Below are 24,195 nucleotides of genomic sequence, written 5' to 3'. Positions count from 1 at the left end.
TCTGGTGGTCGTTGGCTGTCGTCATCCAATCCGCGCCGAGCATCAGGTCGACGAAACTGACTGGATCGCGCTCTTGCTTGAATGGAATCGTGAGCCTGGTCCCTTTTCTGCGCGGGCCCCTTTTCTGCGCGCATTACTGCAAATCGCATAGTGCCGACACCCTGCTCCGCCAGTGCATATAACGTGGCCGCTGGGTTCGTCGGTCGGTAAAAGAAACTGCTCGGGTGAAAAAACTTTAACTTTCTATGGTAATCAACACCCGACAATCAGCGATGTTCCAGCCCATAGCCTGGTGTGCCTTCTGCAAGAAGTGCTCTCGCGCTTGCTCATCATTCTCGAACGCCTTCTTACCATTTTGATTATACTCATCGAAGTAATCCACGAAGTCCTCGGCAATCAGGCGAGTGTCCTCGTTGTCGTAATACCTCACGTCATATACAACCACCTTGAAACGATGATTTGTGGGCGGTTCGTATGTGGTATAATCCATCACGAGCGTGAAATCATCCTTCAACCTGTTATACATTTCTTCATACGTTTCCATCTCATTCTCCTAAAGGGCGTTGCAAGCCGAATCAGCTGCGTAGACAAGCGGATTCTGCGCTTGCACGAGCCTGAATGCCTGGATGGTCTCAAGGCACATTAAACCCATATCCTTATACACAACTTTAGCATCTCGTTGTAAGCTGCCGATTTTTTTTGAGAAGGTGGCAGAATGGGCTGGGCTGGGGAGGAGCTGAAGGAACTTGACTTGGGGGACCGACGACTGAACAAGCGAGCGATCACGTTGTTGGACACGCTGGCGGCCAAACCGACACTGAGTATCCCGTCGGCGTGTTCGGGCTGGTCGGAGACGATTGCGGCCTACCGCTTCCTGGACAATGATGCCGTCACGTGGGAGGGCATCCTGAGACCTCATTGGTCGTGCTCGCGGACGCGGATCGCCTGCCACAAGGTCGTGCTGATGCTGCAGGACACGACCGAACTGGACTTCAACGGGCAAAGCATCGACGGCTTGGGCCCATTGAGCTATGAAGCTCAGCGCGGTCTGTACGTGCATCCGACGTACGCAGTGAGTACGGATCGCGAGCCCTTGGGGGTTCTGGATGCGTGGATGTGGGCGCGCGAGCCGAAAGACGCCAACGGCCAGCGCCCAGGGATCAAAGAGAGCACGCGCTGGGTCGAGGGCTATGAACGAGTGGCCGAGTTGGCGGCGGAGTTGCCGGACACCCGGCTGGTCTACGTCGCCGACCGCGAGTCCGACATGATCGAACTGATGGCCCGTGCCGGCGAATTGGAGACCCCGGCCGACTGGTTGCTGCGTGCCCAGCACGATCGAGCGCTGCCCGACGGCCAGAAGCTGTGGCAAACGGTGACGTCTGGTGAGGAACTCGGCGGAATCTCTTTCACCCTGCCGGCGAGACATGGCCAGAAGGCTCGCGTAGTGCGCCAGCAACTTTGGGCGCGCGTCGTCGATCTTCCGCATGGCAAGAACAAAACGATCCGAGCTACCTGTGTGGTAGCCAAGGAGATCGACCCCCCTGCCGGCAGCACCCCGGTTGAGTGGCGCCTGCTGACCAATCGCACCGCCGAGACGCTCGCCGAGGTGGCGGAGCTGATTGACTGGTATCGCGCGCGCTGGGAGATCGAGATCCTCTTCCACATCCTCAAGAACGGCTGCCGGATCGAGTCCCTGCAATTGCGCACGATCGACGGCCTGCAACGCGCCATCGCGCTGTACCTCATCGTTTCCTGGCGCATTGCGATGCTGATGCGATTCGGCCGGACCTGTCCAGACTTGCCAGCCGACTTGTTCTTCGACCAAGATGAATGGCATGCCGCCTATCTCCTCAACAAAAAGAAACCTCCGGCTGACCCACCAACTCTCAACCAGGTCCTGCGATTGGTGGCCATGCTCGGCGGTTTCCTGGCGCGCAAAGGCGACGGCGAGCCCGGAGTCAAAACCATCTGGATCGGGTTGCAGCGCGTCATGGACTGCGTCGTCGGTCTCCAGTTCATGCGTGAGGCGGCCCCGGGGTGAGTTGTGTATAAGGATATGCATTAAACCAAGGTCTTTCCACTCAACGACTCCAACCAATCGCAGGAAGTACCGATAGCCGTCGTCGTCAAGATTTTGCTTGAAGGCGGTGAAGAGGAAGCACGGCGACTTGAAGCGAGAGTGTTGCTCTGAATGATAGGTTCGCGACTGGAACACTGTGTCCCAGCAGATGCCAGAAATGATACCGCCCATCACGCCTTTCTGCTCGTGGGTTGCTGTGGCCATCCAATCAGCGTCAAGCATCAAGCCGACAATGCTGACTGGATCACTCTCTCGCTTGAGGTGTTGCGCGATGTATGATGCGCCGTGATCTGCTGATTCCTTCGCTTCCTTGAACGTGTGCTGGTAGGAAACGTAGTCTGTCTCACCCAGGATGAACACTCCCATAGTACCTTTCACCTTGCTCTCCAATATGGCCACGACATATGCCGCAAGTGTATTAGATACCATCTTGTGGTCGGTGTACATAGGCTGTCAGGTCACTGACCTGCCAGCCTTTCAGCCTGTGAAATGACGTTTCACCAGGTGCAATGAATATCACCGAAGGTATGCCGCCCATAGAAAGTGCTGCTCGAAAATAGTTTGTCTTGGTTGTCTCCATATTGACATCAGGTGCGTCACGCCCGTCTGTCGGAACAGACGCCACTGGTCTATGGGAATGGCCTGCTGGTCGCCGATCGCCAGCGCCACGAGAACTCCCGCATAGGGAGCATCGGGCAGGACTTCAAGGAAGGATCGGCGAACCCCCTCACGCAGGCGCTCGATCGCGTAGCCGGGCCGCCAGACGAAGTCGTCCAGGCGCTGCGCATCGGCGCGCGGACGCACGTAGCCGGTGGCCCGCAGTCCGCGCTCGAAGAGCCAGGCCTCGTAGTCGAAGCCATGCGGATTGGCGTTGCCGTGCGGACGCTTCAGACGAACCGTGAAACGCCAGCGCTCACCCGGGCGAATCGCCAGTCCATCGCGCCACTCGTCTTCCAGCCAGCAGTGGTACCAGGAAAGCATGATCCGCTGCGGCAGTTGCGCGCCCGGCGTCAGCACCGACTCGACATCGAAAGAGAAACGCTCGCCGCGCTCGAAGCCCTGCGGCAGGGTAGCGACCACCCCGACGACATCGACATCACGGCCCTCCCACGCCTCCGGCAGGTGGTCCTGCAAGCGCTGGTCGGCAAACAGCGCCGCCCACGAGAAACCCAGCAGTGCGCAGGCGAACAGCGATACGGAGCGATTGATGGCATCCTGCCGGCGTGCCTGCCAGAGCAGGAACGAGAGCGCGGCGACCAGCGCGCCCACGACGGGCGACCAGGCCGGCAGAGTCTCCTGCGTCTGCAGAAAGCCGACACCGAGAGCGAAGGCGACAATACCGGTGCGCATTCCGCATTAGACCTGAAAACCGCCTCGACGATGGCGGCTCGTGCCGGCGTAGTCCTGCTGGGGCGATCGTCGCCGGTCAGCGCGAGCAGGCGCCATGCAGGCGCCTGACGACGCGCTGACCAGCATCGAGCACGTGCGGCCTGGTTCGCTGGTCCGCGTGCCGGACCCGGCGCGCCGGGCGCTTCAGCCGAGTCTGAAGCGGTTCGCCTCCGCCTCGAGACCTTGCGCAAGGCTGTCGAGTTGCCTCGCCGTCGCGGCATTGCCGGCGACCGCCGCCGAGTTCTCGCTGGCCATGTGGGCGACTCTCTCGACATTGCGGGCGATCTCGCTGCTCGCCGCGCTCTGCTCGCGCAAAGCATGCGAGATCTGGGCCACCCGCTCGACAACCTGCTGCGCGTTGCCGCCGATTTCGGCCAGTGATCGACCGGCCTGCGTGGCCAGAGTGACGCCCTCGCCGACACGGCCGACGCCGACATTCATGCTTGCCACCGCCGCCCGCGTACCGCCCTGGATCGCCTCGATCATCTCCGCGATCTCGTTCGTCGACCGGCTGGTCCGTTCAGCCAACTTTCTCACCTCGTCGGCCACCACGGCGAAGCCGCGCCCCGCCTCGCCGGCGCGCGCCGCCTCGATCGCCGCGTTCAGCGCCAGCAGGTTGGTCTGATCGGCGATCTCCCGGATCACGTTGACGATCGCCGAAATCCGTTCCGAGCGCGTCCCCAGGTCGGCGACGATGGACGCCGACTGATGCACCACCTCGGCAATCCGCTCGATCGCCTGGACGACGTCGCCGACCACGCGGCTACCGTCGGCCGACAATTCGCCGGCGCGCGCGGCGATCCGGTCGGCGTCCTGTGCGTTGGCCGAGACGTCATCGATCCCCGTGGTCATTTCCTCGACGGCCGCCGCCATCGTCGATGCGGCCTCGCTCTGCTGCTCGCTGCCCTGCTTGACACGCGCCGCCGAAGCGGCAAGTTTCTGCGTCGCGCCGAGGACTTCGTTGGCGCTACGCTGCACTTTCTGGAGCAGATCGCGGAACGCCGCCACCATCTCGTTGAGACTATCGCCGACCAGCATCAGTTCGTCGCGGGTGCCCAGATCGACGCGCACGCTCAGGTCGCCTGTGGCGATGGTTCGCGCCTTCGCGGCCAACTGGTCGATACTGCCGAGCGTTGCGTAGTACAGAGCGATCGAGACATAGGCATAGATCAGCAGGATCGCGCTGGCTGTGGCGACACTCAGGTTGAGGTTTCGCTCTGCTCGGTCGACCCGCTGCTGCAGTAGTTGTTCGAGGATCGGGAACAGGCTCTCGAACAACTCCTTGTAACCCTTGTCGACCGACGTCGTGGTCAGCGCGAAGTAGTCATCGGGAAGCGTCGCGTAGGTACCCGAAAGAATATCCTGGTTCACCAACTCGCCGACCTTGTCGGCGGCCGTGCGCAGATCCTTGACCGAAGCGTCGAGCGCCGACTGCCGGCCCTGGTTGTGGCGCGCGGTTTTCTCGACGTTGCGCTGCAGACTGCCGACAGCCGAGTTGAGTCCGGCCAGCAAGACCGTGAACTCGACCTGTTGCGAAAGCGCCAGCGGCTGCTTCCTGGTCAGCACCCCGGTTCCCAGCGCCCGCAACTGGCCCATGCTCTCGATCGCCAGCGGCAGCTTCTCGACGGCGGTATCGATCAGGTAAGTCGAGGCGATGTCGGGATCATTGGTCAGCGAGTAGTGATCGGCGACGCTACGCTGCAAGGCCAGCAATTCCTCGATCAGGCGACTGTGGGCGAGAAAGTTCTCGCGCGCAATGAGCTCCAGGCCGTCCTTCTCGATCGCCGCCCAACCCGCGACAAGCGTCTTCCACGCCTCGCCGGCGGCCAGTTCGGGCGCCAATCTCGCCGCCAGCGCCTGGAAGGCCTCGCTCACCTGCTTTTCGCGAGCAGCACGCTTGTCCTGCATCTCGTCGTTGCCATTCAACACGCCCGACGACAGGCCGCGATGCACCTGCAGGTGCTGAATCAGGCGACCGATCGGCTGGAGCACCTCGAGACCGGCCAGTTCCTGCTGCGAACTGTCGATCACCCGGTGCAGGCTCTGGTACAGGCCAGCCAGCAGCACGGCGATGGCCACCAGCGCGAGCGCCCCCATGATGGCAAACTTCTTCGTGTAGCCGAGGCGGTTGAGCAGCGCGATGGCGGGAGCGAACAGGGTTTGCATCGTCAGACTCCTCCAGGTCTTCAAGCCTTGCCGATAATGGCAACCGGCAGCCCCGTCGGCAACGGGACTGCCCACGTCGTGCGCTCAGTCGCTCGTCGAATGCAGGCGCCCATCGCGCAGCGTCAGGATCCGCCCGACGCGGCCGGCCAGCGCCGGATCGTGGGTGACGACGACGAAACTCGTCTGCCGCGAGCGATTGAGCGCCAGCATCAACTCGAAGACGCCTTCGGCGGTCTGCCGATCGAGATTGCCGGTCGGTTCGTCGGCGAGCACGCAGGCCGGCTCGGTGACGAGTGCGCGCGCGATCGCCGCGCGCTGACGCTCGCCGCCCGACAGCTCCGACGGCGTGTGCTGCAGCCGATGGCCAAGCCCGACCTCGCCGAGCACCACCGCCGCGCGCGCCTCGGCCTCGGCGCGCGGCAGCCGCCGGATGAGTAGCGGCATGGCGACGTTCTCGAGCGCGCTGAATTCCGACAGCAGATGATGGAACTGATAGACGAAACCCAGATGGCGATTGCGCAGGATGCCGCACCGGGCATCGTCGATCGTCGCCAGGTCCTGCCCCATCAATTGCACGCGACCGCTGGTCGCGGCGTCGAGACCGCCGAGCAGGTGCAGCAGCGTGCTCTTGCCCGAACCCGAAGCGCCGACGATCGCCACGCGCTCGGCAACGCCGATTTCGAGGTCGACGCCGAGCAACACCGGGACGTCGGTGTCGCCCTGGCGGAAGATCTTGCGCAGGCCCTGGCAGGCCAGTACTGGCTCACTCATAGCGGAGAGCAGCCGCCGGATTGACGCGCGCTGCCCGCCAGCTCGGATAGAGCGTGGCCACCAGAGCCAGCACGAAAGCGACGCCGGTGATCGTCGTCACGTCGCGCCACTGCAGTTCGGACGGCAGGTTGGAAATGTAATAGACCTCCTTGGCCAGGAACTGCGTGCCGAGCAGGCGCTCGATGAAGGGCACGACGACGTCGACGTTGAGCGCCAGCGCCACGCCTCCGGCAACGCCAAGGCCGAGACCGATGAAACCGATCAGCGCACCCTGGACGATGAACACCGCCATGATGCTCAGCGGACTGGCGCCGAGCGTGCGCAGGATGGCGATGTCGGCCTGCTTGTCGGTCACCGCCATGACCAGCGTCGACACGATGTTGAACGCCGCGACGGCAATGATCAGCGACAGGATGATGAACATCATGTTCTTCTCGATCTGCACGGCGCGAAAGAAATTGGCATGGCTGCGCGTCCAGTCGCTGATGAAGGCCTCGGTGTCGAGCGTGCTGGCCAGCGAGCGCGCCACCCGCGGCGCCACGAACAGGTCGTCGAGTTTTAGCCGTACGCCGGAAACCCGGTCGTCCATGCGGTACAGGCGCTGCGCATCGGCGAGGTGGATCAACGCCAAGCCGCTGTCGTATTCGTACATGCCGACCTCGAACAGACCGGCAACGGTGAAGGTCTTCAGGCGCGGCACGACGCCGGCGGGCGTGACGACGCCCTGCGGGGAAATCAGCGTCACCCGGTCGCCGACGAAAACGCCGAGCGCGCGTGCCAGTTCGCTGCCGAGGATGATAGTGAAGCTGTCGGGCTGCAAGGCGTCGAGCTCACCGTTTTTCATGTGCGGGCGGAAGTCGGCGACCTTGTCCTCCTGGTCCGGCAGGATGCCGCGCACCACTGCGCCGCGCACCGCTTGTCCGAAGGCCAGCATGCCCTGCGCCTGCACGAAGGGTGCGGCGGCGACGACGTGCTCGTGTCCGGCAGCCTGACTGGCGACCCCCTGCCAGGCGCTCATCTCGCCGCTGGCGCCGGTGATCTGGACGTGCGAGACGACGGCGAGGATGCGCGCGCGCAGCTCGGTCTGAAAACCGTTCATCACCGACAGGACGACGATCAGCGCGGCGACGCCAAGCGCTATGCCGAGCATGGAAATCAGCGAAATGAAGGAAATGAAGTGATTGTGCTTCTTGGCCCGCGTGTAGCGCAGGCCGATCAGCAGTTCGTAGGGAAGGGCCATCGGCGGCGACAGATCATCTCAGGGTGGCAGTGCGAAGCGCCTGAACGGCAAGGCCGCTATGCTACACTTTTCCGGCGGCGTCTGCGCCTTCCGGCCGACGCCGGCCGCCTGCCGCCAGCCGCGCTCGCACGGCTCGCGCCCCCGCCACTGTCCACCCCGCCCAGACTCGTATGCAGATCACCCTCGTTGTCCCCGAACTGATCTGGCCCGAGCCGGATGACCGTGATGCCCTCGACGCCTTGCCTTGCCCGGGCCTGGGTACGCTGATCGCACGCGGCCAGCTCGACCGGCGGCCGCCGCAGTCGGTCGAAGCCACGCTCGCCGATACCTTCGGGCTCGCCGGCAACGTCGCCTACGCGGCCTTGCGGATACTCGGCGAGGACTCGCCGCCGGCCGCCGCAGACGCCTGCTGGCTGTGCGCCGACCCGGTGCATCTGCGCCTGCACCAGGAGCGCCTGATCCTCGCCGACGGCGCCAGTCTCGGCATCGAACTCGCCGAAGCCGCTGCCATCGTCGACGACTTCAACCGGCAGTTCCCGGACGTCGGCGTTTTCCACGTCGCCACCGCCGACCGCTGGTACCTGCAGCTTCCCCGCGCCACAGACTTCCGTGACTTCGACGTGCTGCCGCTCTCCGTCGTTGCCGGCCGACGCGTCGCCCGGCAATTGCCGGACGGACCCGAGATGCGCTGGCTGCGTCAGTTGCTCAACGAAGTGCAGATGGTCCTGCATCGACATCCTGCCAACGAGCAGCGCGAAGAGGCGGAACGTTCGACGATCAACAGTCTGTGGCTGTGGGGTGCCGGGGTGTTGCCGCCGGCGAGCCCACGCGACTTCGCCGCCATCTGGAGCGAAAGCCCCCTGGCGCGCGGCCTGGGGCGCGCTGCCGGCGTACCGGTTCGGCCACTGCCGGATGACGCGCGGGCGCTGCTGGCGGCGGCAAGGCCGGGCCGGCAACTGATCGTCCTCGAGGCGCTGCAGCGGGCGGTCCAGTACGAAGACGCCGATGCCTGGCGCGCTGGTCTGCTCGACCTCGAGGCGCGCTGGTTTGCCCCGCTGCAAAGGGCGCTGGCCAGCGGCCGGATCGACCACCTGCGTCTCGAAGCCCCGACGGCTTACGCGACGCTGGCCTGGGAGAGCCAACGCGGCGATCAATGGAAGCTATGGCGTCGCCCCGAGCCGCTGGCGACGATTGCCCAGGCGTTGGCCAAGGCAGACCAATGACCCGCCTCCTCAGCCGCCCGGTCTCGCAACGCGTCCAGTGGCAACTCGAACAGCAGGGCCTGCACCCGCTGCTGGCGCGCCTCTACGCCGCGCGCGGGATCCGCGCCCGCAGCGAACTCGACTACGACCTGGCGTCGCTGCTCGCACCGGCCAGCCTGACGCACGCTGCCGAAGCCGCCGTTCTGCTCGCCGACGCCATCGCCGCGAACGCCAGAATCCTGATCGTCGCCGACTACGACTGCGATGGCGCGACGGCCTGTGCGGTCGGCATGCGGGCGCTGCGTGCCTTTGGCGCATGCGTCGACTATCTGGTACCGAACCGCTTCACCTACGGCTACGGACTGTCGCCCGACATCGTCGACCTGGCGGCGACGCGCCAGCCGAACCTGATCGTCACCGTCGACAACGGCATCGCCAGCGTCGACGGCGTGGCCCGCGCCCGGCAACTGGGGATCGCGACGCTGATCACCGACCACCACCTGCCAGGCGACGAACTGCCGGCCGCCGACTGTATCGTCAACCCGAATCTCGAGCACTGCGACTTCCCGAGCAAGCATCTCGCCGGGGTCGGCGTCATCTTCTACGTGATGCTGGCGCTGCGCGCCGAACTGCGCGCGCGCAACTGGTTTGCGGAGAGCAGCGGCCGCCGCGAACCCCGGCTCGCCACGCTGCTCGATCTGGTCGCGCTGGGGACTGTCGCCGACGTCGTCAGGCTCGACCACAACAACCGGGTGCTGGTCAGCCAGGGTCTGCAGCGCATCCGTGCGGGCCGGCTGACGCCGGGCTTACGCGCCATCTTTCGCGCCGCCGGCCGCAACCCGGCGCAGGCTTCGGCCTTCGACCTCGGTTTCATGATCGGCCCGCGCGTCAACGCTGCCGGCCGGCTCGCCGACATGTCGCTCGGCATCGAGTGCCTGGTCACCGACGACGAGGGGCGAGCGCTGAACATCGCCCAGCAACTCGACGCGCTCAATCGCCAGCGGCGCGAGATCGAATCGGGAATGCAGGAACAGGCGCTGATCCAGCTCACCGCGGCTACCGCCGCGCTCGATGCCAGCCCGGCCGCCGCCGGCGTGGCGCTCTTCGACACCGACTGGCATCAGGGTGTCGTCGGCATCGTCGCTGCCCGCATCAAGGAGAAGCTGCATCGGCCGGCGTTTGCCTTCGCCCGCGGCGAAGGTGGCGAAATCAAGGGCTCGGGCCGCTCGATCGCTGGCCTGCACCTGCGCGACGCGCTGGATCTGGTCGCCAAGCGGGCGCCCGGGCTGCTGCTGCGCTTCGGTGGGCACGCGATGGCTGCCGGGGTGACGCTGCGGGAGATCGACTTCGCGCGTTTCCAGGAGCTTTTCGCGCAGGTCGTGGACGAGTTGCTTGCCCCCGCCGACCGCACGCGCACGCTGGAAACCGACGGCAGCCTCGAATCCGGCTACTTGTCGATCGCCACGGCGCGACTGCTCGAGGCCGAAGTCTGGGGCCAGGGCTTCCCGGCACCGCTGTTCGAGGATGAGTTCGTCGTCGAGAGCCAGCGCATTCTCAAGGACAAGCACCTCAAACTACGCCTGCGCAAGGGGGCGCAGCGACTCGACGCGATCCAGTTCAACTTCGACCAGGCGCCGGGCGCGACGATGCGCGCGGCTTATCGGCTGGCGATCAACGACTTCAACGGCGTGCAGACGCCGCAGTTGATGATCGAACACATCGAGAGCCGATCGGTGTGAGCGCTCCCGGCAGGGAAGCGACTCGACCGGACGCCCCTGCCCGCGCGGAAGACTGGCGCAGGCGACGGCGATCGGCTGAGCGCCGCCGTCGCCTGGCCGGTTACCGAAGCGCCGCCCCTTGGCGTCAGGACGCCTGCCGGCGGCGGCGCAACCAGGCCACGCCGCACAGCAGACCCAGACCGGCCAGCGCCAGACTCGACGGCTCGGGAACCGCGCGGGTCGGTTCGGCATAGAGGAAGTCATCCATCACCACCATGTCGGTGGTCTCGTCGGCGCGCTTGCCATTGGACAAAATGGAATTGGCGCCGGAGGTGAGCCGCACCCGACTGATCTTCTCGCCAGCATCGGCAACCGCGCCGACGAAGCTCAAGCCCTGGTTGCCCGCGATTAGAACGTCGCGCGTAAAGATCAGCTTGTCGGTCGCGTCGAAGAACTCGATCTTGGTACCAGGGCCTTCGACATCGACGAAGACGACGCCGAAAGCGCTCGTCGTCGCGGCGATGCCTGTCCCCGGAACAAAGAACGTGACGTCGGTGATAGTGCTGTCGACGGCCGTAAACAGCCGCTGCGCGCTGAACGTCTGCAAGTCACCCGGGAAACCGAAGAGCGTCGGGGTGGCCAGGCCAGCGTTGGCGCTCACCAGGAAACCGGTCCCCGGCGTGCTGAAAACCGCTCCCCGCGGCGAATTGACGTTGAAGAAATTGGCTGGCAGGAGGCTGGGATCGGCCCGTGCGTCAGGCACGCCATCCCAGTTGATCTCGCGACGAACGCCGCCGAAGGAGCCGTTGGCCCCGGCAACGACACCACCACCGACGGCCACGCGGAAGGCATCGCGCGTGGGGGTGATTGCGGCAGGATCGACACCAGCCGCCTCGAAGGTGACCAGAGTGGCCCCCGCAACCGGGGCCAACAGCAAGGCGGCGACCGCTGCGGCGGCCTTGAAGACTGAATTCATCATGATTCTCCTCTCGCTGAAAGCGACATGGCGATACGACCTCTGGCTCGCGCAGAATGCGAACACAAATCATAAGCAAGATCCTGACCACTACATAACTATTGTTTAAAACCAATGGGGTATGTGAACTCCTGGATCGGGCTCAGCGATTGGTGTAAAGAAATTCGACAGGAGTCGGCAGCCGGCAAGCGAGCACGCGGCACATGGCTCGGGGTATTTTCCAATTCAGGTATGAGCCTGAAGGAGCGACGGAGTGGGTGACGCGGTGATGTGGGCTGAGGGGTTGAAAAGGGCAGTCTAACGGATTCCGCCGGGGGCGTTGAGATGATCCTGGCGGGTTGGTTTTGATCTTGGGTGTTAAGGGAATATTTATTCCGGTTGTACGCTTTGCTGCCCGCAGGGCTTCCGGCGGGCAGATGGCGCAGCCATTCGTCCGTCTGTCAAGCGCAGCGCGGCAGGCTTTCGGCTGGCGTCGTCGCCGGTACGTGTCAGGCTCGGCGCTTGGGTTTGACGAAGCCGGCAAAGAGTTCGCGCTTGGCGGATTGCATGGCCTGGGCGGCCGCCAGATCGGTTTGTGACCTGGCCTGAATCTGCAAGGCCTCCAAGGTGATGCCCGGCTTGAAGGTGACCCGACCCAGTGGCGCCAGCTGGGTCAAACACTCGAGTGGCGTCTTCACCTCCTGAGGCTTGTAGCGCTTGACGGTCTTGCCCTTGTCATTGGTGATCAAGGTCGCGAACAGGCACGGGCGGTGCAGATTGAGCCAGGGATTGAAGGTATCCTGGTAGAACGCGTTGATCGGCTTGGCGTACGCCTGCGGGATATGGTCGTAGCCCATGTGCTTGCGGACCACGCTGGCATTCTTGCTCTCGGCCAGGGCGTTGTCGTTACTGTGCCGGGAGCGTGACTTGGTTTGCTCGATGCGCAGCTTCTCGAGTAGGCTCGCAACGTGATGATTGATGTACTCGGAGCCGTTGTCGGAGTGAAAACCGACAATGACGAACGGGAACTGATCGATGATCAAAGCCAGCACCGGCAACAGAAAGGCCTCGCTGATGCCTTCTACGCATGCCTCGACCTGCCACTGGCTGACGGCATCGACGCAGGTGATGTGATAGACGCCCTTGACGCCGTCCTGATCGCCCTGATGAACGGTATCGATGCGTACAAAGCCGGCGCGTCCCTCCGGGCCGGGGGCTTTGCGAACGCCGATCGCGTTGCACACCGGGCGGGTCTTGGTGAAGCTCCTGCGCCGGGCCTGATAGCCGGCGCTCTTGCGCAGGTTGTACAGGTGCGAGACGGACAGCTTGGCCAGGCGCTCGTAACGGGGATCGTCATAGTCCCGGTAGGCCCGTTGCAGAAGGTGCGCGATGGCCGGCCCGCAGACGTCTTCATGGGCCTGGTCCATCTCCACGAGCAACGCCACGTCGACGGCGGTGTACTTGCGTGCAAAGGGCGCGGCAGGCGCACGGTAGCGCTTGACCAAGGGGACCGCCGCCAGGCGGTTACACTGCCAACGGGTCACCAGGCGGGTCACCTGAGCCCGACTGTAGCCGCTGGTGTGCTGCAGGTACCTCAGCAGCACGCCGCGCTCGCGCTTGTTGCGACCGGGGTAGTCAAAACGTGCGAGGACGCGACTGATGTGCCCATACCGCTCGCCGTTGTCGTCTGCCGCCGAGAACTCTATCGAGCCGCTGGCGGTGAGAAACTGCTCGATCTGCTCGATCGTGGTCAGCCGTGCTTCGTTCATGTTGATCACCATCCTTGCGATGATCAACCCACACCTCACTTCACCCGCAATTTCTTTCGCTCAGGCTCATTCCTGGGTGGAAACACGATCCTCGTTCAGGCTCATACCACGTTGGACAAGGCTCGGGTTTGCTTAGCATCGCCCGAGCGACGATAATCCGAACCGACAGCGGCCGTGCAGGCCGAGCGAACAGGGAGGCAGTGAATGGATCTGTGGGCGTGCCCGGCGGTGGTCACCGGAGCAGCATCTGGCTTGGGCGCGGAGACGGCCCGCTATCTGGCCGAGGCGGGTGCCAAGGTGACCGTGATCGACATCGACGGCGACGGAGTGCAGAAGGTCGCCGAGGAGATCGGCGGCCTCGCGATTCACTGTGATGTCGCCGATTCGCTGTCCGCCGAGAATGCCGTCGCGACGGCGCGTGCTGCGCATGGCGCGGCGCGCGTCCTCGTGCACTGCGTCGGCCGCGGCCACTCCGAGCCGATCGTCGGCGTCGACGGCCCGATGCCGCTCGACGACTTCCGGCAACTCGTCGAGGTGAACCTGATCTCGACCTTCAACATGATGCGGCTCGCCGCCGCCGACATGGCGCAGTTGCAGCCACTGGCCAACGGCGAGCGCGGCGTCATCCTGTCGACGGCGTCGGTCGCGGCCTACGAGGGACAGAGCGGCGAGGCGGCCTACGCCGCCTCCAAGGGCGGCGTCGTCAGCATGATCCTGCCTGCCGCGCGCGAGCTCGGTCCGCTGGGCATCCGCGTCGTCGGCATCGCCCCCGGCCTGTTCGGCACCCAGACGCTGTTCAACATGGAGAAGAACCTCGATTCCCGGCTCGCCCACCAGATCCCGTTTCCGCACCGCTTCGGCGATGCCGCCGAGTTCGCCATGCTGATCCTGCACGTCCTGAAGAATGTCATGATCAACGGCACCGTGCTGCGCCTCGACGGCGGCTACCACCGCTAGGCGATGGCAGAGGCCAGGCCCGGAGAACCATCATGAGCAAGACACTCGTCCTGCACCTCGTCTCACACGCCTCGGGCGAACTGGTCGAGATGCTGGCGCGCAATGCGGTCGCGCAGCTCGCAGGTGTCGAGGTCGAGCGGCGACTGTGGAAGATGGTCCGCCGCCTGGGCCAGATTCCCGAGATCCTCGGCGCGCTCGCCGCTTCGCCTGGCTACGTCCTGCACAGCATCAGCCATACCGACATCCGGGAAGCGCTCGAGGAGGGTTGCCGCCGGCTCGACCTGCCGTGCGATTTCGCGCTCGAACCGCTGATCGGCCGCCTGGCCGCGCACGCCGGCGCCCCGGTGCAGCTTCATCACAGCTCCGGCGATGCCTTCGACGAGGACTACTACCGCCGCGTCGAAGCCATGAAGTACGCCCTCGCCCACGACGATGGCATGGCCAGCGACGATCTCGAGGGCGCCGACGTGGTCCTCGTCGGCGTGTCGCGGGCGACCAAGACGCCAACCTGCATGTATCTGGCCTCGCGCGGCATCAAGGCGGCCAATGTGCCGCTGGTGCCGGGCGCACCGCTGCCGGCCGGTTTGATGAACGCGCACGGACCGCTCGTCGTCGGGCTGGTCGTCGATCCGACGCGCCTGGCCAAGGTGCGCTCCGCCCGCCTGCAGGCGCTGCAGCAGGACACCAGTACCGACTACACCGATGCCGACGCCCTGCGCAAGGAGGTTCTCGAAGCACGCCGCCTATTCATCAGGCGCGCCTGGCCCGTCATCGACGTCACGCATCGCTCGATCGAGCAGGCCGCATCGATGATCATCGACAAACTCAAGGCGCGCGTCGGAGACGCCTCGTCGTCCGGGAGGCCCCTGGACGGCAGGCCTGTCCAGTGACCTCAGTCGACCGTTCTGAGCACCTCTTCCGCCCCTTCGTGGAGATCGCCAAGGTCTGTTTCGGCCAGCTTGAGCAGGCGCAAGCACGAGCCGCCGAGCTTGCTCCATTCCTGCGTGCGGCTGCCGCCGGTAAGTTGCTGGACGAGATGTTCGGCCGTCTGGCTGATGGCTACCAGATAGCGGCTGGCGGCGGGTAGACCAGACTCGAAGAGGTCGATTGCCGACTGGTCGTGGTGGTGACGGATGGCCAGGCAGATTTCTTCCGGCAGCCACCAGTCTTGCGCCAGCAGACAGCCGACCATGGCGTGATCGGTGGGCAATTCTTGCTGTTCGACCGCCGTAAAGGTCAGCACGCCATCGGCATTGGCGCGCTCCAGCGTTTGCCGGTAGCCCGGAAAGCGGCGCAGCAGCATGGCGATGCCGCAGTCGCGAAACAGCCCATAAGTATACGCGTCGTGGGTACGCACTCGACGGTTCGGCAGCTCTTCGGCGAGCCAGCCCGAGAGCGCGGCAATCTGGGCCGATGCGCCCCAGAAACGTTCGAGTTGGCCGTTGCTCGGAAAAGCCTGGCGCAGGCTGATGGTGGCGACGGCCCGGCTGGCGACATCGAGACCCAACATCAACAGCGCATCGTGCGCCGAGCGCGCCCGGTTGCGCAGGCCGAAATACGGCGAGTTCGCGGTCTTGATCAGGCCGGCAGCCAGACTGACATCAGCGCTGATCAACTGGCCGATGCGCTTCACATTTCGACTGTCGCTGCCGATCTCGGCCTTGATCCGGTCGATGATGAGCGGGCGCGGTGGGATGTCCAGGTCCTGCAACGTCTGCTCCAGCACCTGGTCCACTTGCGGGCGCCCGTTCAGGGTTTCCTCGGGGATGTCAGTCATTTCTCTGCTCTCCGCGCCATCCATTTGAGCAAGGCGTGTTCGGGCATCGGTCGGGCGTGATGGAAGCCCTGACTCGCATCGACGCCAGCCTCCGTCAGTGCAGCCAATTGCGAGTGGTTTTCCACCCCTTCGGCGACCACCGCCATTCCCAGTTCCTGGCCCAAACGCGTCATCGACCTGACCACGGCGAAGGACCGGCGGTCTCCCGGCAGAGCGGCGATGAAGGACCGGTCCAGCTTGAGTTTGCTTGCCGACAGGTCTTTGAGATTGGCGAGGCAGGAATAGCCGGTGCCGAAATCGTCGATCGCCAGGCCGACGCCGACCTCGCGCGCACTACGCAGATTGGCCTGAACGGTTGGCGAGAGATCCAGGAACAGCGACTCGGTCAGTTCGAGTTCGATCAGGCGCGCTGGAACATCGGCACACACCAGGGCAGCGTGCAGGGCGGGCATGAACCTGGGGGAAAGCAGTTGCGCACGGGAGACATTGATCGCCATCGTCGTCGGTGTCCCCCGCGCGCGCAGGCGGGCGGCGCAGCGGGCGCCCTCGAGCAGGCTCCATTCGCCAAGGCGAATGATGAGGCCGGTCTTTTCGGCGACGGGGATGAAGCGCGCCGGAGCGATCTGATGTCCGCCGGCGTAACAGCGCATCAGCGCCTCCACCGCCTCGACCCGACCGTCCCGGCCGACGATGGGTTGAAAGTGGAGGCGCAGGCCACCGTTCTCCAGAGCGGCGTGCAGGGTGCTCTCGATGGCCAGTTCCTCGCGCGCCAGTTGTACGCCAAGACGCCCGGTCAGCAACTCGTCGCCGGATAGCGCCAGGCGATTGCCGCCCCGGCGCTTGGCCTCGAGCATGGCGCGGTCGGCGCGTTCGAGCCAGGCCGCGGGCTCCTCCCCGACCTGTTCAAGAGCAATGCCGATGCTGGCGGACGGGCGGATCAGGAGCTCATCGACGGTCAACGGCAGCCGGATTTCGACCAGTAACTGGCGAGCCAGTTGCGTGGCAGCGGACCGGTCACGGACCGCTGCCAGCACGACGAATTCGTCACCCCCCATCCGCAACAAGGCGCACGGAAGGCCGATCGCTGAACGAATACGCTCGGCAATGCGAGCGATGACACCATCTCCAGCCGCATGTCCGAAGGATTCATTTACCTGCCGAAAGCGATCGATATCCAGCCAGATGGCGCACAGCCGCGCCTGCCTGGCGCCGACATCGGCGATCAGCACCGCCGCCGCCTGCAGACCGGCCGTCCGGCTGAGGAAGCCGGTGACCGGATCAAGCGTCGGGTTCGCCGCTGGGATCGTGTCGAAGCGCCGGCGAAGCGCCTCTTCTGACGACGGATGACGGACCGGGTCGCTCACTGCGCTGTTTCCTCCTGCAAAATGAACTCGCTTGCCCCGATTGGCTTGCCAAGTTTGGACAGCTTAGGGGGCAGGGCCGAAAAGTGCTTGACCGGGCACGCCTTTCGCATGACCATCTGCGCCACCGTGACAGACGAATGCCCGGGGGACTCCCGCCATGTTGAATCCCGAAACCTCGCTGGCCAGCCTCTGGCTGATCGTGTTGCGTCTCGTCGAGCTGCATGGCATCGACCCCCAGGCGTTCAGCCAGGAAGTCGGCGTGCCGGCGGCAACGCTGCGCGATGTGCATGCACGCCTTCCCAGCCGGCTGGCCGATGTCGCCTTTGCGAAAGCCGCAGCACTGATCCCGGATCCGGCCTTTGCCCTGCGCGCCGGCGAATGTTGGCACCCCTCCAACCTCGGGACGATGGGTTACGCCTGGCTCTCCAGCCGAACGCTGCACACCGGGCTGAAGCGGCTCGAACGTTTCGGCTGCATCCTCGGCAACCGCAGCACCTATCGCTGCGTAAATACGCCGGGCAGCCTGCGCTTCGTCCTGGAGCATGGCCGCGGCGATACGCCGATTGGTCATTCGATCGCCGACTACACGCTGTCGCTCCTGCTCGGCATGTGCCGAACAAATTACGGCGGCAAGCTCAACGCTGCGGCGCTTTTTCTGCGCCGGCCGGAACCTGCCGACCCACAGCCATGGCCGAAACTGTTCGGCTGCAATGTTCGGTTTGGCGCCCTGGAAGACAGCCTCTTGCTCGATCGCGATACGGTGGATGCGCCGCTTCCGTCTGCGAACGTCCCACTGGCCAACACCTTCGACAGAATACTGAGCGAGCAACTGGCCCACGCCTTCGACGACGACATCGTCAGTCGCTGCAAGGCCCACCTGCTGCGCGAACTGACGTCAGGAGTGCCGTCGGCGCAAGAGACGGGTACGGCGCTGGGAATGAGCCAGCGGACCCTGCAGCGCAAACTCCACGAACTCGGCCTGACCTACCAGAGCCTTTGCGACGAAGCCCGTCACGAACTGGCCCGACGCTATCTTGATGACACGAACAAATCGGTTACCGAGGTCACCTTCTTGCTGGGCTTTTCCGAACAAAGCGCCTTCACGCGTGCCTTCCGACGCTGGAGCGGCATGTCGCCGACGACCTATCGCCACAACCCGGCGGCGTAGCCTCGCGTAGCCTCGTAGTCTCAGCGCCGGCAACACCGCGAGCGTCGGACGGTTATAATCCAGCGTTTCCCCATCAGACGATCAGAGACATCATGGAAGCCGAACAACTCAACATCATCGACAACCGGCTCGCCGACCTCGCACAGCGGGCGAGTGAGCTGCGGAGGTATCTTTGACTACGATCAGAAAGCCGATCAGTTAAAGACCGTCGCCCGCGAGCTCGAAGACCCGGCGGTCTGGGACAACGCCGAGCGCGCGCAGGAACTTGGCCGTGAGCGGCGGTCGCTGGAGAACGTCGTTCTGACGTTGAACCGCGTCGCCGACAGCCTGCGCGACACCGGCGAACTGTTCGCGATGGCGCGCGAAGAAGACGACGACGAGACGCTGAATGCGGTCGCGGCCGATATCGACGGCATCGAGAAGGAGGTTTCCGGCCTCGAGTTCCGCCGCATGTTCAACAATCCGGCCGACCCGCTGAACTGCTTCGTCGACATTCAGGCCGGCGCCGGCGGTACCGAAGCACAGGACTGGGCGGCGATGCTGCTGCGCATGTACCTGCGCTACGCCGAGCGCAAAGGCTACGCGGTCGAGGTGCTCGAGGAGTCCGAAGGCGAAGTCGCCGGTATCAAGACCGCGAGCATCAAGATCTCCGGTGAGTACGCCTACGGCATGCTGCGCTCGGAGACCGGCATCCATCGGTTGGTACGCAAGTCCCCCTTCGACTCGAATGCTCGCCGCCATACGAGCTTCTGTTCGGTCTCCGCGTATCCCGAAATCGACGACTCGTTCGAAGTCGAGATCAATCCGGCCGAACTGCGCATCGATACCTATCGCGCTTCCGGAGCCGGCGGTCAACACATCAACAAGACCGACTCGGCGGTACGCATCACCCATCTGCCAACCAACATCGTCGTCCAGTGCCAGAACGACCGCTCGCAGCACCGCAACCGTGCCGAAGCGATGGCGATGCTGAAATCACGCATCTACGAAGCCGAGATGCGCAAGCGGCAGACCGAACAGCAGAAGCTCGAAGACGCCAAGTCCGACATCGGCTGGGGCCACCAGATCCGCTCCTACGTCCTCGACCAGTCGCGGATCAAGGACCTGCGCACCAACGTCGAAGTCGGCAATACCCAGGGCGTCCTCGACGGCGACCTCGACCAGTTCATCGAAGCCAGCCTGAAGCAGGGTGTGTGATTCCGGTACCTGCTTGCCGACCCCTGCCTGCTCCGCCTGACCAACCCGCACCCGCACCGATCACGAGAACCGCACCCATCATGTCCCCGACCGAAAACAAGCCCGACAGCGCGCCGCAACACGACGAAAACCACATCATCGCCGAACGTCGCGGCAAGCTCGCCGAATGGCGGCAGAGCGGCAAGGCCTACCCGAACGACTTCGCGCGCGAAAACACCGCCGGCAAGATCAACGACCTCTACGATGTGAGAAGCCGCGAGGAACTCGCCGCCTCGCCGGTCGAGGTCAAGGTCGCCGGCCGCATCATGCTCAAGCGCGTGATGGGCAAGGCCTCGTTCATCACGCTTCAGGATCTCTCCGGCCGCATCCAGGTCTACGTCAGCCGCGACCACCTCGGTGAGGACGATTACGCGGGCTTCAAGCGCTGGGACCTGGGCGACATCGTCGGCGCTGTCGGCACGCTGTTTCGTACCAAGACCGGCGAACTGACGGTCGAATGCTTGGAGATCCGCCTGCTTGCCAAGTCGCTGCGGCCCCTGCCGGAGAAGTTCCACGGTCTGACCGACCAGGAACAGAAGTACCGCATGCGCTACGTCGACCTGATCACCAACGAGCAGTCGCGCTTCACCTTCGCGGTCCGCAGCCGCATCGTGCAGTCGATCCGCAGCTTCATGGTGCACCACGGCTTCCTCGAAGTCGAGACGCCGATGATGCATCCGATCCCCGGCGGGGCGACGGCGAGGCCCTTCGCGACACACCACAACGCGCTGGACATGCCGCTCTTCCTGCGCATCGCGCCCGAGTTGTACCTCAAGCGGCTCGTGGTCGGCGGCTTCGAGAGGGTCTTCGAGATCAACCGCAACTTCCGCAACGAGGGGCTAAGCCCGCGCCACAACCCGGAATTCACGATGATGGAGTTCTACGAGGCGTACACGGAATACCGCCAGTTGATGGACTTCACCGAAGGGCTGCTGCGGCACAGCGCGCGCGAGGCGCTCGGAGCCGAGGCGTTCGAATACCAGGGCCGCCGGCTCGACTTCGCCAAGCCGTTTGCGCGCCTGACGATCAGCGACGCGATCCGCCAGTCGCATCCCGGCTTCAGCGTCGCTCAGCTCGCCGACGCCGCCTGGCTGCGCGAGAAGCTGAGCGCGATGAAGGTCGACATCGGCGCGACCGACGGCCTCGGCACGCTGCAATTGAAGCTCTTCGAGGAAACTGCCGAGGCAGATCTCTGGGATCCCACCTTCATCATCGACTACCCGGCCGAGGTGAGCCCGCTGGCGCGCCGCAGCGACAGCAACCCTGAGGTTGCCGAGCGCTTCGAGCTGTTCATCGCCGGCCGCGAGATCGCCAACGGCTTCTCCGAATTGAACGACCCCGAAGACCAGGCAGCGCGCTTCCTCGAACAGGCGAAAGCCAAGGAAGCCGGTGACGAGGAGGCCATGTACTACGACGCCGACTATGTCCGCGCCCTCGAGTACGGCCTGCCGCCGACCGGCGGCTGCGGCATCGGCATCGATCGGCTGGTCATGCTGCTCACCGACTCGCCGAACATTCGCGACGTCATCCTCTTTCCGCAGATGCGACCTGAGTAGCGAGCAGGCAGGCCCGCGCACCGGCTCATGAGCCGCCGCGCCATCGTCATCGGTGCCGGGCTGGCCGGCAGCAGCGCCGCCGAACGTCTGGCCGCACGCGGCTGGACCATCGAGCTGATCGAGCGCGCCGACGCACCCGCCCAGGGGGCGTCCGGCAACCTCGCCGGCGTCCTGCGGCCCCTGCCCTCGGTCGACGACAACCGGCTGGCGCGGCTGACCCGTGCCGGCTTCCTCGAGGCCTGCCGGCACTTCGCGTCGCTGACGGCCGCTGGCCTGCCGCTGCGCTGGGCACAGACCGGCGTCCTCCATTTGGCGCGCGACGACACGCATGCCGCCACCCAGCAACGGGTGGTCGACGTCCAGCAACCGGCCGCCGACTATCTGCGCTTCGTCGACCGGGGCGAAGCCAGCCAGCTTGCCGGTTGGCCGGTCACACACGGCGGCTGGTGGTTCCCCGGCGGCGGCTGGGTCGATCCCGCGTCATTGTGCCGGGCCAACATCGCCCGCCACGCCGTCGCCATCAAGGCACACTACGGCTGCCGGGTCGCCGAGGTCGAGCGTCGGGCAGGTCTCTGGCGAGCGTACGCCGACGGTGGCGCCGTCATTGCCGAAGCGCCGGTGCTGATTCTCGCCAACGCCACCGACGCCGGACGTTTCGCCGTGGCCGCGCACCTGCCCCTGCGCGCCGCGCGCGGGCAGGTCTCGCATCTGCCCGCTGCAGCCGGTTCGGCGCCCGACATCGTCGTCTGTCGTCTCGGTTACGTGACCCCGGCAATCGACGGGCTGCGCTGCGCCGGCGCCACCTTCTCGATCGATGACGGCGAGACCGCACTGCGTACCGCCGACCATGCCGAAAACCTGGCCAGGCTCGCTTTCATCCTGCCGGGCCACGCCAAGGGCATCCAGCCGGCCGATCTCGGCGGCCGCGTCGGCTTCCGGCCGCTGGCACCCGATCGCCTGCCGATGGTCGGAGCGGTCGCCGACGCCACCGCCATCGAGGCCAGCCACCCATCGCGGCCGCTCGCCGAGATGCCGCGACACCCCGGCCTCTACGTGATCAACGGTTTCGGCGCGCGCGGCATCGTCTGGTCGGCGCTGGCCGGCGAACTCCTCGCCTGCCTGATCACCGGGGCGCCACTGCCCCTCGCCGACGACCTGGTCAGCGCGCTCGACCCCGGCCGCTTCCTGCTGCGCGGCCGCCAGAGAAGGGTTCGCCGCGACGACGCCGGCAGCGGGACATAGACGCACGCCCCGCCGACGCCTTCACTACGGCAGTGGCCACCCCGCGCACCGGCAGCCGCACCCGCATTGACCGCGCTCGAAGGAGGCCCCTATACTGCCGCCGACGCTCGCGAATTCCCTGGCCCGCCGGGCGTCCCCGGCCCTGTCGGCGGCGCCCAGCCGGCCGACAGACCACCATCGGCAGGCACGCCGCATGCCGTATGTACGGACAACACGGGAGATGCGTTCCCGAGCCTGGGAAATAGCGGCACGAGGAGTACGCATGTCCATGTCGACGTCGATCCTGCGCCCGGTGGTGATGCCGCCCGAACTCATCGGCCACCCTGCGCCCTGTGATCTGTTCAATGCCAGCGGAGTTCTTCTGCTGCGCGCCGGAGCGCTGATCGTCCATGGCCGCCGGGATCCGTCGCAGCCTCTGCGCTTCCTCTGCCCGGCGGCATTCGCTGCCAGGATTTCCCATGCCCACCCGGCCAGGGAGTTGTCGCGGATCGCGGCAAGCCTCGCCGACATTTCCGAGCGCATCGCCCGCAACGCGCACGTTTCCGCGAGTGAACTCCGTGAACTCGCGCGCGACCTGCTCGAAGTCTGGCTGCTCGACGCGGATGCCTGCCTGGGCTTCGCGCGACTGGGACGCTTCGCGCGCAGCAGCGTTCGGCACGCCATCCATGTTGCCTTGCTGGCGCTCGAGTCGGGATCGGCAAGCGGCTTGCCGAGCCAGAACCTGACGACGCTTGCCGGCGCCGCCCTGAGCATGAACCTGCCCAGATTCGCCTTGCACGACGAGATGTTCGATCTCAGCGGGGCTCCCGATGACGCCCAGCGCCGCAGCATTGGCGAGCATCCGATCGAAAGCGCCCGGCTCCTGAGGCGACTTGGCAAGGACTACGAAGACTGGGTTCCTGCCGTCATCTGCCACCATGAGAATGTGGATGGGAGTGGCTATCCCGGCGGCCTGAGGGGAGCATCGATACCCCTGACGGCGCGCATTCTGCGCGTCGCCGACACCCTCGCCGCGCGTTTGAGCGGACGCAAGGCGCGCGCACCCGTCTACTGGAACCTCAACCACGCGGGTGATGCGTCGCTGCTGACGCGACACGTATTCGGCGCTGACCTCGCGCGCATGGACAAATCGCTGGTGAATCAACTGATGCGGGCTCTCGGGCCGTTTCCACCGGGCAGCCTCGTTCGCCTGAGCAACCGCGAGTTGGCGGTGGTCACGCGGCGGCGTTTCGGCAGCGCCTCGCAGCCGCGCCAGGTGGTGGCGATCGCCGACACCTTCGGCCGTCCACTCGAAGCACCCATGTTTCGTGCCACCGGTCCCGGCTTGCTGGCGATCCGTGCCTATGCGCAGGACGAGTCGGGCCGTCATCACGCACACAACTGGGGTCGGGCGTGGGGTTATGAGCTATGAACGCGACAGGCGTGGCACAGACCTCCGAAGGTACGGTGCTGTCCGCGCGAACCGCCACGCCGTCAGACGCCAGATTCCTCTCCGCAATCTGACAACCGTCTCCTTGCGCGAACAGGCCCTGGAACTGCCAGGTGCCATCGTCAAAGAGCTGGACAGAAGACGGGGCGCCCTTGGCCATAGATCGAGCGTCAACC

General features: G+C 65.2%; 19 protein-coding genes. 10 read left to right on the top strand and 9 right to left on the bottom strand.

All coding sequences use genetic code 11. From position 1 onward, the window contains the following. Nucleotides 1-235: 235 nt before the first annotated feature. Nucleotides 236-544, bottom strand: coding sequence for a hypothetical protein (locus CAP2UW1_RS05230; protein WP_015765619.1), 309 nt, complete (start codon nucleotides 542-544; stop codon nucleotides 236-238). Nucleotides 545-715: 171 nt separating this feature from the next. On the opposite strand from CAP2UW1_RS05230, the gene CAP2UW1_RS05225 reads away from it, so the two are divergent. Beyond that, nucleotides 716-2,041 (top strand): IS4 family transposase, encoded by a 1,326-nt coding sequence (locus tag CAP2UW1_RS05225; protein ID WP_015765618.1) that lies wholly within the window; start codon nucleotides 716-718, stop codon nucleotides 2,039-2,041. Nucleotides 2,042-2,596: 555 nt separating this feature from the next. On the opposite strand, the gene CAP2UW1_RS05220 is transcribed toward CAP2UW1_RS05225, so the two are convergent. From CAP2UW1_RS05220 to CAP2UW1_RS05205, 4 genes are all read right to left on the bottom strand, one after another. Beyond that, on the bottom strand, nucleotides 2,597-3,430 hold the full coding sequence (locus CAP2UW1_RS05220) for a ComEC/Rec2 family competence protein (RefSeq protein WP_015765617.1): 834 nt from the start codon (nucleotides 3,428-3,430) through the stop codon (nucleotides 2,597-2,599). Nucleotides 3,431-3,613: 183 nt separating this feature from the next. Next, nucleotides 3,614-5,635, bottom strand: coding sequence for a methyl-accepting chemotaxis protein (locus CAP2UW1_RS05215; protein ID WP_015765616.1), 2,022 nt, complete (start codon nucleotides 5,633-5,635; stop codon nucleotides 3,614-3,616). A gap of 84 nt (nucleotides 5,636-5,719) precedes the next feature. Continuing rightward, nucleotides 5,720-6,406 carry a lipoprotein-releasing ABC transporter ATP-binding protein LolD gene (gene lolD, locus CAP2UW1_RS05210; RefSeq protein WP_015765615.1) on the bottom strand — a complete coding sequence of 229 codons (687 nt, stop codon included), beginning with the start codon at nucleotides 6,404-6,406 and terminating at the stop codon, nucleotides 5,720-5,722. Further along, nucleotides 6,399-7,646, bottom strand: a complete 1,248-nt coding sequence (locus CAP2UW1_RS05205) for a lipoprotein-releasing ABC transporter permease subunit (RefSeq protein ID WP_015765614.1) — start codon at nucleotides 7,644-7,646, stop codon at nucleotides 6,399-6,401. Before CAP2UW1_RS05205 ends, lolD begins: the two co-directional genes overlap by 8 nt. A gap of 170 nt (nucleotides 7,647-7,816) precedes the next feature. Here CAP2UW1_RS05205 and CAP2UW1_RS05200 point away from each other — a divergent pair, with 170 nt between their 5' ends. Both CAP2UW1_RS05200 and recJ read left to right on the top strand, forming a co-directional pair. Beyond that, entirely contained in the window at nucleotides 7,817-8,869 is a 1,053-nt protein-coding gene (locus CAP2UW1_RS05200) for a hypothetical protein (protein ID WP_015765613.1), read from the top strand. After that, the gene (gene recJ / locus CAP2UW1_RS05195; protein WP_015765612.1) at nucleotides 8,866-10,587 is read left to right on the top strand and encodes a single-stranded-DNA-specific exonuclease RecJ; all 1,722 of its coding nucleotides are present in this window, start codon (nucleotides 8,866-8,868) and stop codon (nucleotides 10,585-10,587) included. The genes CAP2UW1_RS05200 and recJ overlap by 4 nt, the downstream gene beginning before the upstream one ends. A 124-nt stretch (nucleotides 10,588-10,711) precedes the next feature. On the opposite strand, the gene CAP2UW1_RS05190 is transcribed toward recJ, so the two are convergent. Continuing rightward, complete coding sequence (locus CAP2UW1_RS05190; RefSeq protein ID WP_041567712.1) at nucleotides 10,712-11,545, bottom strand: PEP-CTERM sorting domain-containing protein; 834 nt, start codon at nucleotides 11,543-11,545, stop codon at nucleotides 10,712-10,714. A gap of 485 nt (nucleotides 11,546-12,030) precedes the next feature. Continuing rightward, complete coding sequence (locus CAP2UW1_RS05185) at nucleotides 12,031-13,290, bottom strand: DDE-type integrase/transposase/recombinase (protein WP_015765610.1); 1,260 nt, start codon at nucleotides 13,288-13,290, stop codon at nucleotides 12,031-12,033. Between the two features lie 204 nt (nucleotides 13,291-13,494). Between CAP2UW1_RS05185 and CAP2UW1_RS05180 the strand changes: the two genes are divergently transcribed. Both CAP2UW1_RS05180 and CAP2UW1_RS05175 read left to right on the top strand, forming a co-directional pair. Beyond that, a complete protein-coding gene (locus CAP2UW1_RS05180) occupies nucleotides 13,495-14,247 on the top strand; it encodes an SDR family NAD(P)-dependent oxidoreductase (RefSeq protein WP_015765609.1) in 753 nt (250 codons plus the stop codon). 32 nt (nucleotides 14,248-14,279) lie between these two features. Beyond that, a complete protein-coding gene (locus CAP2UW1_RS05175; protein ID WP_015765608.1) occupies nucleotides 14,280-15,137 on the top strand; it encodes a pyruvate, water dikinase regulatory protein in 858 nt (285 codons plus the stop codon). 2 nt (nucleotides 15,138-15,139) lie between these two features. On the opposite strand, the gene CAP2UW1_RS05170 is transcribed toward CAP2UW1_RS05175, so the two are convergent. Together CAP2UW1_RS05170 and CAP2UW1_RS05165 are read right to left on the bottom strand one after the other, a co-directional pair. Then, nucleotides 15,140-16,024, bottom strand: coding sequence for an HDOD domain-containing protein (locus CAP2UW1_RS05170; protein WP_015765607.1), 885 nt, complete (start codon nucleotides 16,022-16,024; stop codon nucleotides 15,140-15,142). Continuing rightward, entirely contained in the window at nucleotides 16,021-17,388 is a 1,368-nt protein-coding gene (locus CAP2UW1_RS05165; protein ID WP_015765606.1) for a putative bifunctional diguanylate cyclase/phosphodiesterase, read from the bottom strand. Before CAP2UW1_RS05165 ends, CAP2UW1_RS05170 begins: the two co-directional genes overlap by 4 nt. Before the next feature lie 157 nt (nucleotides 17,389-17,545). Here CAP2UW1_RS05165 and CAP2UW1_RS05160 point away from each other — a divergent pair, with 157 nt between their 5' ends. From CAP2UW1_RS05160 to CAP2UW1_RS05140, 5 genes are all read left to right on the top strand, one after another. After that, complete coding sequence (locus CAP2UW1_RS05160; RefSeq protein ID WP_015765604.1) at nucleotides 17,546-18,556, top strand: AraC family transcriptional regulator; 1,011 nt, start codon at nucleotides 17,546-17,548, stop codon at nucleotides 18,554-18,556. A 92-nt stretch (nucleotides 18,557-18,648) separates the two neighbouring features. After that, nucleotides 18,649-19,753, top strand: a protein-coding gene (gene prfB, locus CAP2UW1_RS05155; protein WP_199931570.1) for a peptide chain release factor 2 whose coding sequence is annotated in 2 segments (ribosomal slippage) — nucleotides 18,649-18,729 and nucleotides 18,731-19,753 — 1,104 coding nt in all. Because the reading frame shifts where the segments join, the coding sequence is not laid out codon by codon here. Between the two features lie 80 nt (nucleotides 19,754-19,833). Continuing rightward, nucleotides 19,834-21,348 carry a lysine--tRNA ligase gene (gene lysS, locus CAP2UW1_RS05150; RefSeq protein ID WP_015765602.1) on the top strand — a complete coding sequence of 505 codons (1,515 nt, stop codon included), beginning with the start codon at nucleotides 19,834-19,836 and terminating at the stop codon, nucleotides 21,346-21,348. Nucleotides 21,349-21,375: 27 nt separating this feature from the next. Further along, nucleotides 21,376-22,590 (top strand): FAD-dependent 5-carboxymethylaminomethyl-2-thiouridine(34) oxidoreductase MnmC, encoded by a 1,215-nt coding sequence (gene mnmC / locus CAP2UW1_RS05145; protein ID WP_015765601.1) that lies wholly within the window; start codon nucleotides 21,376-21,378, stop codon nucleotides 22,588-22,590. Nucleotides 22,591-22,852: 262 nt separating this feature from the next. Continuing rightward, nucleotides 22,853-24,001, top strand: a complete 1,149-nt coding sequence (locus tag CAP2UW1_RS05140; RefSeq protein WP_015765600.1) for an HD-GYP domain-containing protein — start codon at nucleotides 22,853-22,855, stop codon at nucleotides 23,999-24,001. The last annotated feature ends 194 nt before the right edge of the window (nucleotides 24,002-24,195 follow it).

The organism is Candidatus Accumulibacter phosphatis (genome assembly GCF_000024165.1).
In the GTDB taxonomy this organism is placed as follows: domain Bacteria; phylum Pseudomonadota; class Gammaproteobacteria; order Burkholderiales; family Rhodocyclaceae; genus Accumulibacter; species Accumulibacter phosphatis.
Note: the sequence above shows the minus strand (reverse complement) of the source record. Positions and strands in the feature narration are given on the sequence as shown.

Excerpts from the sequence above, each read along its gene's own strand:
- CAP2UW1_RS05230 (WP_015765619.1), bottom strand. The coding sequence starts at position 544 with ATGGAAACGTATGAAGAAATGTATAACAGGTTGAAGGATGATTTCACG.
- CAP2UW1_RS05225 (WP_015765618.1), top strand. The coding sequence starts at position 716 with ATGGGCTGGGCTGGGGAGGAGCTGAAGGAACTTGACTTGGGGGACCGA.
- CAP2UW1_RS05220 (WP_015765617.1), bottom strand. The coding sequence starts at position 3,430 with ATGCGCACCGGTATTGTCGCCTTCGCTCTCGGTGTCGGCTTTCTGCAG.
- CAP2UW1_RS05215 (WP_015765616.1), bottom strand. The coding sequence starts at position 5,635 with ATGCAAACCCTGTTCGCTCCCGCCATCGCGCTGCTCAACCGCCTCGGC.
- lolD (WP_015765615.1), bottom strand. The coding sequence starts at position 6,406 with ATGAGTGAGCCAGTACTGGCCTGCCAGGGCCTGCGCAAGATCTTCCGC.
- CAP2UW1_RS05205 (WP_015765614.1), bottom strand. The coding sequence starts at position 7,646 with ATGGCCCTTCCCTACGAACTGCTGATCGGCCTGCGCTACACGCGGGCC.
- CAP2UW1_RS05200 (WP_015765613.1), top strand. The coding sequence starts at position 7,817 with ATGCAGATCACCCTCGTTGTCCCCGAACTGATCTGGCCCGAGCCGGAT.
- recJ (WP_015765612.1), top strand. The coding sequence starts at position 8,866 with ATGACCCGCCTCCTCAGCCGCCCGGTCTCGCAACGCGTCCAGTGGCAA.
- CAP2UW1_RS05190 (WP_041567712.1), bottom strand. The coding sequence starts at position 11,545 with ATGATGAATTCAGTCTTCAAGGCCGCCGCAGCGGTCGCCGCCTTGCTG.
- CAP2UW1_RS05185 (WP_015765610.1), bottom strand. The coding sequence starts at position 13,290 with ATGAACGAAGCACGGCTGACCACGATCGAGCAGATCGAGCAGTTTCTC.
- CAP2UW1_RS05180 (WP_015765609.1), top strand. The coding sequence starts at position 13,495 with ATGGATCTGTGGGCGTGCCCGGCGGTGGTCACCGGAGCAGCATCTGGC.
- CAP2UW1_RS05175 (WP_015765608.1), top strand. The coding sequence starts at position 14,280 with ATGAGCAAGACACTCGTCCTGCACCTCGTCTCACACGCCTCGGGCGAA.
- CAP2UW1_RS05170 (WP_015765607.1), bottom strand. The coding sequence starts at position 16,024 with ATGACTGACATCCCCGAGGAAACCCTGAACGGGCGCCCGCAAGTGGAC.
- CAP2UW1_RS05160 (WP_015765604.1), top strand. The coding sequence starts at position 17,546 with ATGTTGAATCCCGAAACCTCGCTGGCCAGCCTCTGGCTGATCGTGTTG.
- lysS (WP_015765602.1), top strand. The coding sequence starts at position 19,834 with ATGTCCCCGACCGAAAACAAGCCCGACAGCGCGCCGCAACACGACGAA.
- mnmC (WP_015765601.1), top strand. The coding sequence starts at position 21,376 with ATGAGCCGCCGCGCCATCGTCATCGGTGCCGGGCTGGCCGGCAGCAGC.
- CAP2UW1_RS05140 (WP_015765600.1), top strand. The coding sequence starts at position 22,853 with ATGTCCATGTCGACGTCGATCCTGCGCCCGGTGGTGATGCCGCCCGAA.